The 15,077-nt window shown below is 39.0% G+C and carries 14 protein-coding genes; 4 read left to right on the top strand and 10 right to left on the bottom strand.

All coding sequences use genetic code 11. The features are described from left to right. Window positions 1-114 precede the first annotated feature (114 nt). Genes AC1FXZ_RS04330 through AC1FXZ_RS04315 form a run of 4 tightly spaced genes read left to right on the top strand, consistent with a single transcriptional unit; the run spans window position 115 to window position 4,280 of the window. Window positions 115-1,785, top strand: coding sequence for a spore germination protein (locus AC1FXZ_RS04330; protein ID WP_480051525.1), 1,671 nt, complete (start codon window positions 115-117; stop codon window positions 1,783-1,785). After that, window positions 1,733-2,854, top strand: a complete 1,122-nt coding sequence (locus AC1FXZ_RS04325; protein ID WP_480051341.1) for a GerAB/ArcD/ProY family transporter — start codon at window positions 1,733-1,735, stop codon at window positions 2,852-2,854. Before AC1FXZ_RS04330 ends, AC1FXZ_RS04325 begins: the two co-directional genes overlap by 53 nt. Continuing rightward, window positions 2,847-4,055 carry a Ger(x)C family spore germination protein gene (locus AC1FXZ_RS04320; protein WP_480051339.1) on the top strand — a complete coding sequence of 403 codons (1,209 nt, stop codon included), beginning with the start codon at window positions 2,847-2,849 and terminating at the stop codon, window positions 4,053-4,055. Before AC1FXZ_RS04325 ends, AC1FXZ_RS04320 begins: the two co-directional genes overlap by 8 nt. A gap of 15 nt (window positions 4,056-4,070) precedes the next feature. Then, window positions 4,071-4,280: a CLC_0170 family protein gene (locus AC1FXZ_RS04315; RefSeq protein ID WP_480051337.1), complete on the top strand. Its 210-nt coding sequence runs from the start codon at window positions 4,071-4,073 to the stop codon at window positions 4,278-4,280. Between the two features lie 157 nt (window positions 4,281-4,437). Here the strand turns inward: AC1FXZ_RS04315 and AC1FXZ_RS04310 are convergent, their stop codons facing one another. The 10 genes from AC1FXZ_RS04310 to AC1FXZ_RS04265 all read right to left on the bottom strand — a co-directional run bounded on the left by AC1FXZ_RS04310 (window position 4,438) and on the right by AC1FXZ_RS04265 (window position 15,067). Further along, a complete protein-coding gene (locus AC1FXZ_RS04310; RefSeq protein WP_034632153.1) occupies window positions 4,438-4,698 on the bottom strand; it encodes a stage V sporulation protein S in 261 nt (86 codons plus the stop codon). Window positions 4,699-4,868: 170 nt separating this feature from the next. Next, window positions 4,869-5,663, bottom strand: coding sequence for a TIGR00282 family metallophosphoesterase (locus AC1FXZ_RS04305; RefSeq protein ID WP_480051335.1), 795 nt, complete (start codon window positions 5,661-5,663; stop codon window positions 4,869-4,871). Between the two features lie 140 nt (window positions 5,664-5,803). Beyond that, on the bottom strand, window positions 5,804-7,366 hold the full coding sequence (gene rny / locus AC1FXZ_RS04300; protein WP_480051333.1) for a ribonuclease Y: 1,563 nt from the start codon (window positions 7,364-7,366) through the stop codon (window positions 5,804-5,806). A gap of 162 nt (window positions 7,367-7,528) precedes the next feature. Then, window positions 7,529-8,194: an OLD family protein gene (locus tag AC1FXZ_RS04295; protein ID WP_480051331.1), complete on the bottom strand. Its 666-nt coding sequence runs from the start codon at window positions 8,192-8,194 to the stop codon at window positions 7,529-7,531. Next, window positions 8,187-8,435, bottom strand: a complete 249-nt coding sequence (locus AC1FXZ_RS04290) for a hypothetical protein (protein ID WP_480051329.1) — start codon at window positions 8,433-8,435, stop codon at window positions 8,187-8,189. Before AC1FXZ_RS04290 ends, AC1FXZ_RS04295 begins: the two co-directional genes overlap by 8 nt. A gap of 32 nt (window positions 8,436-8,467) precedes the next feature. Then, window positions 8,468-9,883, bottom strand: coding sequence for an AAA family ATPase (locus tag AC1FXZ_RS04285; RefSeq protein WP_480051328.1), 1,416 nt, complete (start codon window positions 9,881-9,883; stop codon window positions 8,468-8,470). Beyond that, window positions 9,876-10,868, bottom strand: coding sequence for a metallophosphoesterase family protein (locus tag AC1FXZ_RS04280; protein WP_480051326.1), 993 nt, complete (start codon window positions 10,866-10,868; stop codon window positions 9,876-9,878). The genes AC1FXZ_RS04285 and AC1FXZ_RS04280 overlap by 8 nt, the downstream gene beginning before the upstream one ends. An 82-nt stretch (window positions 10,869-10,950) precedes the next feature. Then, window positions 10,951-12,000 carry a recombinase RecA gene (gene recA / locus AC1FXZ_RS04275; RefSeq protein ID WP_480051324.1) on the bottom strand — a complete coding sequence of 350 codons (1,050 nt, stop codon included), beginning with the start codon at window positions 11,998-12,000 and terminating at the stop codon, window positions 10,951-10,953. A 206-nt stretch (window positions 12,001-12,206) separates the two neighbouring features. Continuing rightward, entirely contained in the window at window positions 12,207-13,817 is a 1,611-nt protein-coding gene (locus tag AC1FXZ_RS04270) for a DEAD/DEAH box helicase (protein WP_480051323.1), read from the bottom strand. Next, a complete protein-coding gene (locus AC1FXZ_RS04265) occupies window positions 13,814-15,067 on the bottom strand; it encodes a competence/damage-inducible protein A (RefSeq protein ID WP_480051321.1) in 1,254 nt (417 codons plus the stop codon). The genes AC1FXZ_RS04270 and AC1FXZ_RS04265 overlap by 4 nt, the downstream gene beginning before the upstream one ends. Window positions 15,068-15,077: the final 10 nt, after the last annotated feature.

Here is a 15,077-nt window from a genome sequence, read left to right as displayed (position 1 = left end):
AGAATATTCCCCCCTCTTTGTGACAAACTACCCAACAAATAGGAACAACGATCACTCACTTTCCAAAGAAAGTATTTATGGGAGGTTGCGGTTATTAAACATAAGCGAAGAACAATTAAGAATAGAAAAATCAAAAAACGTACTACCAGTCCCCCTCCTGATCAAGTACTGGAGAAATTTAAAAACGAGCGAATTAATACAGATTTAGAACAAGCAATCGGATTACTCAACCAATTGCTTGGAGAAAACGATGATATGGTGATTAGGCGTTTTCGTGTTTTCGGAAGAAGCCAAGCTGCCCTTGTTTATTTTGACTATTTTAACGGCAAAGACGATGTTCAAGACATATTAAAGTCTTTTATGTACCCGCCTAGACATTTAGAGCTTAAGAACATAAAAGAAGCAGATTTAAAAGAAGTGTTGTTAAATGAATCTCTCTTTCATGCAGATGCATCACTGGTAGCCGATATCTCTACCCTGTTGCAATCACTGATGGAGGGTAATTCGATCGTATTAATAGACGGATTAGACGAAGGCTTTCAAATAGGGGCACGAAATGTTGATAAACGTTCGATTGATAACCCTGATACAGAGCGAGCTATTCGTGGACCTCGCGAAGGTTTCATCGAGCAATTGTCGTCTAATCTCGCACTATTGCGTTACCGGCTGCAAACAACAGACTTTCGTATCAAAACAATGAAAGTCGGGCGCATGTCGAGCACTAAAGTTGCCGTTTGTTACGTTGAAGGTGTCGCTAACCCGAAACTCGTTGAAGAAGTGAAGGATCGCGTTGCTGCAATTGATATTGATACGATACAAGATTCCGGATATCTTGAGCAGTTTATCGAAGACAGTCACATGTCTCCTTTTCCTCAAATTCAAAATACCGAACGGCCTGATAAGGCAGTGTCGGCCATGTTAGAGGGGAAGGTCGTTCTTGTTGTGGACGGTTCACCTTTTGCATTGATTGCACCTGCCGTTTTTGCACAATTTTTTCAAACGATCGAGGATTATACTGAACGTTTTTTAATGGGAAGTTTACTGCGGTTACTGCGTGTTTTAGCGTTAACGTTCGCATTATTTTTCCCTGCCTTTTACGTTGCCATCATTGCGTTTAATCCTGAATTAATTCCAACCGACTTCGCAGTGGCTGTAGCGAGTGGACGAGCCGGCGTTCCGTTTCCAACTGTGATCGAAGTATTATTTATGGAAATTGCGATGGAAGTGCTTAGAGAAGCAACGGTTCGATTGCCACAACAAGTTGGTGGAGCGCTTTCAATTGTAGGGGTTCTTGTTATCGGGCAGGCGGCAGTAGAAGCTGGGTTTGTTAACCCAATTACGGTTGTTGTTATTGCTTTAACAACAATTGGTTCATTTGCTACACCTGCTTATAACGCAGCAATTGCCTTTCGAATGCTTCGTTTTCCATTAATTATTATATCCGGTCTATTTGGCTTAATAGGCTTGATGTTTGGGTTCATTTTAATTATGAACCACATCCTTTCTTTAAAATCATTTGGTGTTCCTTACTTGACACCTATCGTACCAGGGGATTTTCAAGGAATGAAAGATACACTTATTCGGATGCCCCTTTGGAAGATGCCAAAAAGACCCGGGCAGTTTCATCCGAAAAATCAAAATCGTCTAGGCGATAATGCTGAAGCCGAGTTTAACCAAGAACAGAGCAATCCATTAGATTTACAAGCAGGCTATAAAAGGTGGGATAAGACAAATGGAGTTTCCGAAAAAAATAACAGCGATTCAAACAGCGATCATCATCGCTAGTTCTATTGTCGGTACTGGTTTGCTAACCGTTGCTAGAAGAGCGGTTGAATCTGCAGATACCGGTGCTCCTCTACTCGTTCTATTCGGATCTCTTGTTGCCTATTTAGCTGTTTGGGTTATATGTCAACTCGGAAAAAATTTTTCAGGGAAATCCATTTTTCAATATAGTGAAGAAATTATTGGCAAATGGGTAGCTCGCTTTTTTACAATAGTAATTATTTGTTTTTTTCTTATTTTCACTGCCCTTAGCACTCGTGAATTTGGTGATGTTGTGAAAACAACGGTTTTGCGTGAAACACCTCTAGAGGTGATGGTGCTTGCTATGCTTTTTTTGGTTGCTATTTCAGCGCGTAATAATCTAACGACTTTTGCTTATATACACCATTTTTATTTCCCTTTGATTTTCGCCCCAGCTTTATTTATTGGTATAGTTTCTCTGCAGCAGGCTAATTTTCTTTATCTTGAGCCGATTATCGGCAACACGATTTCAAATCCTATACTAGGAATCTTCTTAATTGCTGCGATGTTTCAAATGTCATTTGTGTTAACCATCGTCATTCCAGCAATGCGCGAAACACAACAGGCTTTAAAAGCTGCTACATGGGGAATTATTATCTCAACTGGGCTTTATCTGACGGTCGTAATTGCTAATGTAGCTGTTTTAGGATCAGAAGAGATTAGAAATATCATTTGGCCAACTTTTGAGCTAACAAGAGTTTCGACATTGCCTGGCCAAATACTGCAAAGATTAGATGCTGCTTTTTTAGCCGTTTGGGTAACAGCTGCCTATACTACTCTTTTTTCTAGTTACTTTCTTAGTATTTATGCACTAAAGCAATTATTTCGCTTTAAGGATCACAAAATGTTTTCATTCCTACTCCTTCCATTTGTTTTTTTACTATCGGCCCTCCCTCGTAACGTGCTAGAGGTGTATGACCTATTTAAAAGCATTGGCATCATTGGGCTTGTTCTTACATTTGCTTATCCATGTTTGTTACTGGTCATAGCGTGGATTCGCAAAACTTGGGGAAAGCAGGACGCTAAAAGGGGTGTAGACTCAAGTGGCTAAAGTGTTTCTTAGTACATTAATTCCTATTGTACTCATGTTCTTGAGTGGCTGTTGGGATTATACCGATATTGAACGAAGAGCTAATGTGTTAGGAATCTCATTTGATCTAGCAGCAGTCGAAGAGGTAGAAAAAGATGTTGAAGTTACACATGAAGATGAAAATGCTCCGTTTCCTGAAGAAAATCCGGTAAGACTCACAGTTCAAATTGGCATTCCAGGAAGCCTTCCACTAGGAACAGGTGGGGAAACAGGACAAACAGGACAAGAAACGGTTAAAGTTATCGAGGTGAAAGGACGAACCATTGCTGATGCCTGGTATAACCTCGAGCAAAAAGTCTCTCCCCCTTTGTTCATGGGACACTTACGTGTTTTGGTTGTAAGTGAAGAGTTCGCCAAGCGTGGTTTACATGCATTTGGGGACTTTCTTAAAAGAAATCCTCAATTAAGAAGAACGGCATGGATGGTTGTGTCACAAGGAATGGCTGATAAACATATGGAGCTTGATCCTGATTTAGAAAGGATCCCCGCTTTGTATTTAGTTTCAACTATTGATGAGGCAATTAACATCGGAAAATTTCCTGAAGACTACGTTGGAGTTGCTTGGACTAAAAACGCGAGTTTAGGACAAGAACCAATCCTGCCTTATGTTTCAATTAAAGAAGGTGGGAACCTCGAAATTTCAGGAATGGCTTATTTTCGTGATAATAAGCTGGTTGGGATAACGAAAGCACTTGAAATTGGCCGTTATATGGCGATTATGGAAATTAACCCAGGTGGTTATCCACTACTAGCCCCACTACCTGAACATGATACGACAGTCATGTTTAACGCTATAAAGCGAAGGTCGAATATTAAAACTGAAATCAGTAATGGTATTCCAGCTGTTAAAATCCGCATTCATGTAGATGGAGAGATCGAAGAAGTGATTGGAGAAGAGTTCGAGTTAAACACAGATATAATAAATGAGATAGAAAAAATAATCGCAGAAAAGGGGAAAGAAAGCTTTATCACATTAATTCAAAAAACACAAAATGATCAATCAGATATTTTCGGGTTTGGTGAGCGTATTCGTGCAAAGCATCGAGCTTATTGGAATCAACACATTCAAACGAAAGAGAAATGGAGTGAGATGTATCAGGACATCCCAGTCGACGTAGAGGTTACGGCAAGTATAAAACGTGTTGGGATGAAATATGAGTAATGGAGGTTGAACACAGTGCACTCCGATGGAATTATATTCATAACCGTTTTTTTATTTTTGTTTTCAGGAGTAACTGCTTTAACGATCGACGCCAACATTTTCAAACGTGATCATTTAAAAAAAGAACAGAAAACTACTCACTTTTTTGGATGGATCAATATCGGCTTTGCTTTAATCGTGATGCTAGCAAGCTGGGCCTACGATAAGTGGTTTATATTTCAGTAAATTCAACCAAATAGTTATTTTATAGACTGCTTTTTTGACGCTTCAACTAACCACTGATTTCGTGTTAAAAGTTTCATGTTTTATTATGTGAAAAGGGACTTAAAGGCCCCTTTTCACATAGTTCATCCTAAATCCCTCTTTTAGCAGACGTCCGTTATTATCTCGGCTCTACGATTATTTTCATGGCTGTTCGTTCTTCTCCCTCTATTTGAATATCAGTAAATGCCGGGATACAAACAAGATCAATTCCACTTGGAGCAACAAAGCCCCTGGCAATCGCAATCGCTTTTATTGATTGGTTGAGCGCTCCTGCTCCAATTGCTTGAATTTCTGCTGCTCCCCGTTCACGAATGACTCCGGCTAAGGCGCCAGCAACAGAGTTGGGAGTAGATTTTGCTGAAACTTTTAAGACTTCCATTTCTTGTACCTCCTCTTTATGCGAAAAGTGGGCTGTCCATGATTACAATCGTCTTCATGCTTTCAACAGTGCAACTAGCAAATTTTTGCTAATCGTACAAGATGTGAATCTAATTCATCTTATTTCAGAAAATCTATCCTTATTCCTAAAAGATCAAATTTTTTTAACGATTACGTATAAAAAGGGTGATCATCATTAATTTGAATCCGTTTAATGGATTGGGCAAGCCCTGTCTTACGATCAATATCAATTACGACACCACTTAACTGGGCACGTCCTTCCGCTACTTCAAATCGAACTGGTAAATTGGTTAAGAACTTATGAAGGACAGGTTCTTTTTCCACTCCGAGGATTCCATCATAAGGTCCTGTCATTCCGACATCAGTCAAGTAAGCTGTACCTTTTGGCAAGATACGCTCGTCTGCGGTTTGCACATGTGTATGGGTACCAACAACTGCAGAAACTCGTCCATCTAAATACCAACCCATCGCTTGTTTTTCACTAGTTGCTTCTGCATGAAAGTCAACAAAGATATAGGGCGTTCGATTCTTTATTTCGGCTAAAATCTCATCCAATTTTGTAAACGGACAATCAATTGGTGGTAAAAATGTCCGTCCCATTGCATTTATAACCGCAATTTCGATATCGTTCACTTTCACAAACGTATACCCTTTCCCCGGAACACCTGCTGGATAATTTGCTGGTCGAACTAATGCTTTAGCCCTATCAATAAATTCAAAAATTTCCCGATTATCCCAAGAATGATTTCCTAATGTAACAACTTGGGCCCCAGCGTCTAAAAAGCCTTTGTAGATCTTCTCTGTAATCCCTTTTCCTGAAGCAGCATTTTCACCATTAATGATCGTAATTGTCGGTTTGTACGTTTGCTTTAGCTTCATTGTATACTCTTTGATCATCTTTCGGCCGGGCGACCCAACTACATCACCAATAAATAAAATTCTCATAATAACTCCTTCAATTTATATACTTTTACATCTGTGACTGTTCGACTTCGTATGTAATAACTACTTAATCTCTATTACCTGTTCCCTAAGTTTACAGAAAACCCCCGTTAAAAACAAATAAAGTGGCGACAATCGCCACTTTATTTCGCATATTCAACCGCTCGTGTTTCACGAATGACCGTTACACGGATATGTCCAGGGTAATCCAATTCATTTTCAATTCTTTTTGTAATATCACGAGCAAGCTTATGCGCAAGTGTATCATCAACAACGTCTGGACGAACCATTATTCGAACTTCACGTCCAGCTTGTATTGCATACGTTTTTTCAACACCTTCAAAGGACTCTGAAATCTCTTCAAGTTTCTCAAGACGACGAATGTATGTTTCAAGTGTTTCTCTTCGCGCACCTGGTCTAGCAGCTGATAAAGCATCAGCAGCAGCAACAAGGGTCGAAATAATAGAAGTTGATTCTGTATCACCATGATGCGAGGCAATCGCGTTAATGACAACTGGGTGTTCTTTATATTTCGTTCCAAGTTCTACACCAATTTCAACATGGCTTCCTTCAACTTCATGATCAATTGCTTTTCCGATATCGTGAAGAAGTCCTGCTCGTTTTGCAAGCTTAACATCTTCGCCTAATTCTGAAGCCATTAACCCAGCTAAATGAGCAACTTCCATTGAGTGCTTTAACACATTTTGACCATAACTTGTTCTAAATTTCAAACGACCAAGAATTTTAATTAAATCTGGATGCAATCCATGAATTCCCATCTCAAACGTCGTTTGCTCCCCGTACTCTCTTATCGCTTCATCAACTTCACGACGAGACTTATCAACCATTTCTTCGATTCGAGCAGGATGGATCCGCCCATCTTGAACAAGTTTCTCTAAAGCGGTACGGGCAATCTCACGACGAATCGGATCAAAACCAGAAAGAATTACTGCTTCAGGCGTATCATCAATAATTAAATCAATTCCTGTCAATGTCTCTAATGCACGAATATTACGACCTTCACGACCGATGATTCTTCCTTTCATCTCATCATTTGGTAATGTAACAACCGAAACAGTCGTTTCTGCTACGTGGTCAGCAGAGCACCGTTGAATCGCAAGAGACAAGACTTCTTTCGCCTTTTTATCAGCTTCTTCTTTAGCTTGTGCCATTCGGTCTTTTACAATAACAGCGGTTTCATGAGCAATTTCTTGTTCGACCTCACTGCGAATGGTTTCACGAGCTTCTTCGCGGGAAAATCCAGAAATACGCTCAAGCTCAGCTTGCTGCTTGTTCAAGATTTCCTCCACTTTGCTATCCATCTCTTCAATTTGTCGTTGTTTTTTGGTGAGAGATTCCTCTCTTCTATCCAAAGACTCTTCCTTCTTATCTAAGGTTTCACTCTTCCGATCTAGAATCTCTTCTTTCTGAACCAAACGATTCTCTTGTTTTTGAATCTCATTTCTTCGTTCACGAACTTCGCGTTCTGCTTCAGTACGAATCTTATGAGCCTCATCCTTCATCTCAAGGACTGCTTCTTTTTTACTCGCTTCAGCTTCACGCTTCGCATCATCAACAATTTGTTTCGCTGCATGTTCCGCACTGGAAATTTTCGCTTCTGCAATGGATTTTCGAACAAGATATCCAACAACTGCACCAATACCTGCAGAGACAACAAGCAAAATGGAGATGATCAAAATTTCCATACTCTTTCACCTCCTCTTGCTATCTAATTGTTGGTTTCAATTTGTCATACTTTTCATTCATTATTAAAAACAAACGCATATTACATTTGATCGCGGAAAAAATAAATATGACATAAAACTTCACCGCATTCCATTTAATTTTATAGCTCGTTTTAGGCAATGTCAAGTGTTGTCAATTTTCGCAACATCACTTACACCGTCTTTAATTGAAACTTCATAAGACAAATCACCGGACTGTGCAAGATGATAATTATGAGTGATCATAATGATTTGTCGATTAAACATCGTACTTAGTGATTTTAGGAACTCATACAAGTATAGAACATAGTCTCCTGATACATGCTTTCCCGGTTCATCTAACAAAAGAGGGCCCTCTCTTCTAGGTTGCACGGTTTCAATCAAAGCAACTCTTAAAGCGAGTGTTACAATATCAACAACCCCTCCTCCTCTGGAATCTTGAGGTTTCGTTTTTACTTTCACCCCTTCATACTCAGAAACGACATAAAATTCTGCAACAGCTTTTGTCCCATGTTCCTCTAATTCTATTTGAAATGAAAATAATGGCCCAAAGACATACTGTAAGGCATTGGTTACAAGAGATTCGATCTGTTGTTTTGCTTGTTCCCTTGCGTACTCGGCTGACTGCTGTAAAAGCACTCTTGCTTTTTCATATGTATCTATTGTTTCAAAGTAAGAATCTAGTTCTTTCATTTTTTCTGTTAATTGTTCTTCTAGTAGTGTTTTTTTAGCATCTAACCTAATCCATTTAGTTTGCGCTTGTTTTAAACGTTGTTCTAACTGCTTTATTTGATTAAGTTCTCTATTCATTTTCAATCAATTCCTTAGGAATCAAATCCCAGGCTTCTTTCAACGATTGGTCAATCTCTTGTTCAAGTTTCTGAATCTCTTGATCAAGGTCTTCTGGCTTAACACCAAGTTCTTCTAATTCAGCTAACAATCTTTGTTTTTGATTTTCTAATTCTTCTAATTTAGCTTCTGCTCGATAACGCATATCTCTAGCTTTATCAATTGCTTGTTTCATTTGAGCTAATTGTTTTTCTACTGACATGAAATCACCTCTCCTTGTACGTTATTTTAATGTTAATGTTTGCAAATTTCTTGGCCACAAGTAGGACAAGTACCATTAGCAAGTAAAAGGTTTTGCAGCTCTTTTTCTGCGACCTCTTGCTCATTTGATTGCTTTTGAATGAATCGCTTTCCTTCTACTACTCTCTTTTGATATCCATGTAATTCAAGCTGTAATGATTGAAGTCGTGCCAAACGATCCGATTTTTTTTCAACTTCTTCTTGCTTACTGAATACCTCTTTGATGTTAGGTAATCGATTGTAGATGCGCTTTACCTGCTGGCGCTTGGTTAAATTTTTCTCTAATTGCTCCTTTACTTCACTTAATTGCTTCTTTCTCGAGCTCTGCTCAACGATCCGACCCAATGATTGAACATCTTTGGAGTTTAGAAAAGCCGTTTTCTTGATTCGTTCCTTTGTTTCCGTCATGGATTGTTCTACTATTTTCCAATGGCCTAGCTTCGTTTTATATTGATTTAACAGTTCAATTTTCCTAGTTGTTAGCATATATTGATTATGAGCCTTGTCTGAGTATTTTGTTTTATCCAACCACTTCTTACAAACTACAATTGCGTTCATCAGTTCTTCGTTTCGCTTTCGTTTCTGCTCATACGCAATAAATCGGTCAAACATCAATTGCAAAGATATGACTTTGTTTTCCCATATATCCGTTTCTTTAACCAGATTAAACTGTTTTAAGGTTTGCTGTTCTTCTATTTTTAGCTGGTTCCACTTCTGCTTAACTTGCTCAAGCTTCTGCTTTTTTTCAACTAATCTCTTGCTATAATCCATTTTTTCTTGCGAACCTTCTAATTTTATTTTCAATTGAGATAGATTCGCATATGGAACTAGACCTTCTTTTAACCTATCTATGCTTTGTTGTTCCTGTTTCATTCTTACATTTAACTGTGAGACATCTTTCGTAGTGTCTCGAATTGCCATATCTAAAAAATGAGCTCCACTTATTCTACCGAGTGCTTTTGCTCGTACTGAACTCGTCTGCTCTAACAAAAAAGGTCCGTCTAATTGCTGCGAAAGGTGTATAAGTAACTCATGATCTTGATCAATTCGCATATGTCCCATTCCATGTGCTTGCATTACTTCTTCTGGCACATGAATGCCAAAGCCTTCAAGGACAAGTTCTTCCTCATCTTTTTTTTGAATAATATAGCGATTTTTAGAACTAGTTCGTTCTCTAGTAATAATCGTTTCGTTTTCAAAGGTGACGGTTACTCTAACAAAATCACCAGATACACGAAGGAAATCTGTTCCTCGTGGCTGATTATACAATGCCCATCTGATTCCCCTTAAGATCGCTGTTTTTCCACTATCAGATTGACCTACAATTACATTTAAACCATTAGTAAATTCAACATATGTATCTAGATGAGATTGAAAATTTTCCAGTCTTACCGCTCGGATGTTATTCATACTCTCCATCCTTCCATACTTCCTCAATAACCGTCATTCTACGTAAAGCTTCTTGTTTGACTTTCTCTTGAACATTTTTAAGGGAAGCAATTTCTAAAATGATATCACTCATGTTTAAAGATTTAAATTGTGACGATTCCTTTACTTGTTGTACGAAACTATGTAATTTTTCCTCTTGGTGGACAGCTTTTTCTAAAAAGGATCGATCGAGGACCTCTTCCCCTTTGAGTGCCCGTTTTATAATTATCTCTCTTAATGATATCTCACCACCAGGTGTTACCGTACCAATGACAACCTTTGGCATTCTACTAATTTCTGACCAGTGGTTATTAACTCTAGATAGTGCGCCAGGATTGCAAATATATTTCCCGTTGTGCTCTTTAATTCCGAACCCTCCATGAAAATGTCCAGTTAAAATGATATCGGCTGTTGTACCCCAAATGTGATCAATAATCGTATGTGGTACGCCTTCTGGTAATGCCTTTTCTACAAGCATACTATGGACGATATGAATAAGTACATCAGCATCTAATTGATTGGTTGGATAATAGTCTAGCTTCGGATCACGTTGATCTAAATCATAATGGTAAGGTTGTCCACTAATTTGAATTCGTAGACCATCTTCTTCAAACAAGACTGGATTCGTTGGATTTATAACGGTCATAACACCAAATGAATCCATTAATCCGAGCATGGTTCGAGATATTGTTTCGGGATTATGGCCAAATGTATCATGGTTTCCGGCAACAACATAGATCGGCATGTTTGCTTTCATGAATATTTTCGCAAATTGACCGACAACATTTGGGGATAAATCTGGTCTATCAAACACATCTCCACCATGCAAAATCAAATCCACTTTTTCCTTGTTTGCTAACTCAATTACCTCGTCCAACTTTTCTTTTAATGTATCTACATAAACATCCAAGCGATTTTTTGGAGTCGTTCCACGAATATGTGTGTCGGTAACATACAAAAATTTCATCATACACCTCTCTAACTTGAAAAGAAGGAGGTGTTCCAAAAGATCAATAGTGACCTTATGAAACACCCCTTCATACGTTTATTTACTTTAAATCAAAAGGAACTTCATCAAACTCTTCATCAGTTGCTGCTGCAACTTCAATCTCTCCGTTTAACCCGTGATGATCACGAATGAGTGTTTCAATTTGATTAGCAAGCTCAGTATTTTCTTTTAAGAACTGCTTGGCATTCTCTCGACCTTGACCGAGACGCTCTTCATTAAATGAGTACCATGCACCACTTTTTTGAACAATATCTAAGTCTGAAGCGATATCTATAATCGAGCCCTCTCGAGAAATTCCTTCTCCGTACATAATATCTACTTCTGCTACTTTAAATGGAGGGGCAACTTTATTTTTGACAATCTTTATCTTTGTTTTATTCCCTACCATGTCATTACCTTGCTTTAATGTTTCCGCACGGCGAACTTCAAGTCGAACAGATGAATAGAATTTGAGCGCACGTCCACCTGGAGTTGTTTCCGGATTTCCAAACATCACTCCGACTTTTTCACGAATTTGGTTGATAAAAATCGCGATCGTCTTCGATTTATTGATCGCCCCTGATAGCTTACGTAATGCTTGAGACATTAGACGTGCTTGCAAACCAACATGGCTATCTCCCATGTCACCTTCAATTTCAGCTTTCGGTACAAGAGCTGCCACACTATCAATTACAATCATATCTACTGCTCCACTACGTACGAGCGCTTCTGCAATTTCAAGCGCCTGTTCTCCAGTATCCGGCTGCGAAAGCAATAACTCATCAATATTAACACCTAATTTTTGTGCATAGACCGGATCAAGTGCGTGCTCTGCATCGATAAATGCAGCTTGACCACCTTGTCTTTGCACCTCCGCGATAGCGTGTAAAGATACCGTTGTTTTACCAGATGATTCCGGACCGTATACTTCGATGACACGCCCTTTAGGATAGCCACCCACTCCTAGTGCAATATCAAGTGCAAGCGCTCCACTTGAGACAGTCGAAACTCGTTGTTCAGCTTGTTCACCAAGCTTCATAATCGATCCTTTACCAAATTGTTTTTCGATTTGACGTAGCGCCATATCAAGAGCTGCCTTACGATCACCCATGCAAATCTCTCCTCTATTATCAATTAAAATGTATTTTAAATAAGAAATAAGAATCTATGTTTAATTCTTTTCTATCATACATGCTTTTTTCGCTTTTGCCAAGAGTTTTTACGAACATTTATTCGCTTGTTTTAGGGGATAGGTTTATTTTTTAGAGGAAAGGAAGAGAAAAAACCCCTAGGAAGGGCTCTTTCTCAACTCAATTGTTAACTACGTGTTGGCGTACGGCGTGGTTCGCGCTTTGGACGTGGCTTCGCAGGCTCTAAATTCACCCTTGCGCCACTAATTCGCGAATAGCGAAGAGCTTCATACACAAACGGAGCTGCTTCTTCAGGAACTTCAACAAATGTAAAGTTCTCAAAAATATCGATTTTCCCAACAGACTTCCCAGGAATACCAACGAGTTCTGAAATGGCTTCAATCAATACTTTAGGTGTCATATTCACATTTCTACCTACATTAATAAAGAAACGTACCATCCCTTTTGCTGCTCCTGTGTCTCCGAAACTGTAGCTTGACTCATCAGAAGCTGTAGTAGGTGAAAAGTTCATTTTCAACAAAGCGGATACAACATCTCTTGCTGAAAACTCAGTAAGAACTTCCTCTACAAGTGGATCAAACAATTCCTTTTCTTTTCCACCCGTTGTGATCGTATCAGCAATTAACTTCTTCCAAGAACCTTGCTGCTTAACAACAACTTCCTCAATCGTCGGAACATCTTGAGAAGGAATGCTCATCTTGATTTCTTGTTCAATTGACCTCAAATGTTTCATTTCACGAGGAGTGACAAGAGTAAGAGCTAGTCCTTTTCTTCCGGCACGCCCTGTACGGCCGATACGGTGCACATAGCTTTCTGGGTCTTGTGGAATATCGTAATTAATAACATGAGTAACATTATCTACATCAATACCCCGTGCAGCCACATCCGTTGCAATTAAAAACTCAATGGAAGAATCACGGAATTTCTTCATAACGGCATCACGTTGTGACTGTGTTAAATCACCATGCAACCCATCAGCTAAGTAACCACGGGCTTGCAGGGCTTCAGCGAGTTCAGCAACTCCCTTTTTCGTACGACAGAACAAAATCCCTAATTCAATCTCTTCACTATCAATAATACGACATAAAGATTCAATTTTATTTCGTTCTAACACTTTATAATACATCTGATCAATTAACGGTGCTGTTACTTCTCCTTTGTTAATCGTAACAGTTTTCGGTGCTGTCATATATTTCCGAGACAACTTCTTAATTGCAGGAGGCATTGTTGCTGAAAAAAGAAGGGTTTGGCGCTCTGTATTAACTTGACGAAGAATTGATTCGATATCGTCAACGAAACCCATATCAAGCATTTCATCTGCCTCATCAAGAACAACAGTATGTACTTGATCAAGCTTTAACGTTTGTCTGCGTAAATGATCTAGTATTCTTCCTGGTGTTCCGATAACAACTTGAACGCCTTGTTTTAGCGCTCGAATTTGATGTCCTATCGATTGGCCACCATAAATTGGCAGTGTTCTAATTGGTTTGTGTACAGATAACTTCTGTAATTCACCAGACACTTGAATCGCTAATTCCCTTGTCGGAGTTAGGATCAATGCTTGAACATAACGATCTGATGTCACCTTATCAACTACCGGTATTCCAAAAGCAGCCGTTTTACCCGTCCCTGTTTGAGCCTGGCCAATTACATCTCCACCTTCTAAAATAACAGGGATTGCTTTTTCCTGAATAGGAGAAGGCTCTTCAAAGCCCATATCCTTAATTGCGCGTTTTATTTGGTCTGAAATTTGAAAATCATTAAAGTATGTTGTCATTCTTTCTTATTCCACCTTTTCATTTCGTTCAATAAATAAAAACAACCATATTTTATCGCACGATCTCTAACAGCATTGCGCCCACCGGGCAGTACTAATTCAAAATACAAAGGGTCGGGAGAAAGTCCTGAAATTCCTATATAAATCGTACCAGGTTCCTTTCCTTCTTGCTTACCGGGACCAGCTACACCTGTAAAGCTTATCGCAACATCAGACTCATATTGTTCCTTTGCACAGCGAGCCATTTCAGTCGCACATTGATGACTGATAACACCATGATTAGTAATGACTTCATTCGACACTCCCAAAACATTTTCCTTCACATCAGTTGCGTACGAAACAATTCCACCTCTGAAAATAGAAGAAGAACCAGGAATAGAAGTCAACAAACCTGAAAACTTACCTCCAGTAAAGCTTTCTGCTGTAGCTATCGTACAGTTTTTTTCTTTTAATTGCAAAAAAAGTTGTTCCATCAGTGACGTATCATCATACCCATAAAAGTATTGGCCGACACGTTTTAATATTCGCTCTTCTGTCACATCTAACAGCCGTTGCTGCTCAGCTTTATCTGCATGTTTCACCGTAAGCCGTAATGTTACTTCTCCTTCACTTGCTAAAGGAGCAATCGTTGGATTCGTCTGTTTCTCAATTAAATCTAATAAGTCCGTTTCAAGTTGCGACTCACCAATACCAAAGAAACGAAGGACTCGAGACGTAATTGACTCTTGTTCTCCCATCATCTTGATCAGCTCTGGTAGTAACTCATTTGTAAACATTGGCTTCATTTCTTGTGGGGGGCCTGGCAAAAGGACAAACTTTGTTTCGTCATCTGAAACAATCATTCCTGGAGCCATACCATGAAAATTATTTAATACATGGCTTCCTTCAATGACAAGAGCTTGTTTACGATTATTCTTAGACATTGGGAGATTTCTTTTCCTGAAAAAATCTTCGATATTATGTAAGGATTCTTCATGATGCACTAGTGATTTTCCAACTACTGAAGCAATCGTTTCCTTTGTGAGGTCATCTTTCGTTGGACCTAACCCACCGGTAAGAATAATTAAGTCTGAACGTGATTTAGCCTGCTTTAGAGCAACAGCAAGTCTTTTATCATTGTCTCCAACCGTTGTCTGATAATAAACATTTATGCCGAGTATCGCAAGCTCCTGAGACAGAAACGCAGCATTTGTATTAACAATTTGTCCTAGTAGCAATTCAGACCCTACAGAAATAAGTTCAGCATTCATGGCATCTACC

This window comes from Halalkalibacter sp. HAAS-P014, assembly GCF_056619965.1.
This window is presented reverse-complemented; position numbering and strand designations above follow the sequence as displayed.